General features: G+C 36.7%; 1 protein-coding gene. It reads left to right on the top strand.

Annotated elements, in window-relative coordinates:
- Positions 1-59 precede the first annotated feature (59 nt).
- The coding region (locus E1176_RS00475; RefSeq protein ID WP_155208629.1) for a hypothetical protein at positions 60-784 on the top strand (725 nt) is incomplete at its 3' end.

The following is a 784-nucleotide window of genomic DNA, read 5'->3' as shown; positions in this document are numbered from 1 at the left end:
GCCGGCTGCACATTGCTTCTGATCTTTAATTTTTTTATGTTGCTGCGTCATTTAATCCTATGAAGAAAAAAATCAAACTATCAGCTCGAATCAAAGATTATCTTATTCAGTCGATTTTATTGGCTTTTAGCGTATTGCTCGCTTTGGTTTTAAACGAATGGAGGCAATCAATAAAAACTGACGATGTTATAGATAGAGTGAAGTCCTCGATCATTTCGGAGGTGCAGCATAATCAGAAAACCATTGAGGAAGCCTTGAAATACCATGATATGCTGATTAAAAACTTGTTGGAAAACAATCATTTAATTGACTCTATCCCCGTATCAGAACTGGGTGTAGATTTTACAGCTAGCGAAAAAGTATTAAAAGATCAAATGTACAATACCTTAATACAAATGAATGGGTTTCCTGATAAATACAATTTCTCGCAAGTTGGAGAAAACCACTTTATCGTTCAGCTAGATAACTTCAACGTGACCATTAAAGTTGAAGATGAGATCGCAAAATTTTACGGAGTAGGCAACATACAACTAAAACCTGCTGATGTTTTTAATACAACCTGGCAAACAGCCCAAGCGACAAATGCTCTGGTGCTACTCGACTATCAAACCGTAGATCTATTCGCTGATGTCTACAGAAAGCAGGAGCAATACGCCAAATTAACTGAAAAGATCCTGGATATGTTGTATACAGGTAACCAGGGTATAATACCTGCCTTGCAGGATTTAAGAAATAAAGAGAAATACCTTTCAGAAAAGTACGTGGAGTTACTTTCTGTGGTAGA

The organism is Fulvivirga aurantia, from assembly GCF_009711475.1.
Lineage (GTDB): Bacteria > Bacteroidota > Bacteroidia > Cytophagales > Cyclobacteriaceae > Fulvivirga > Fulvivirga aurantia.
This window is presented reverse-complemented; position numbering and strand designations above follow the sequence as displayed.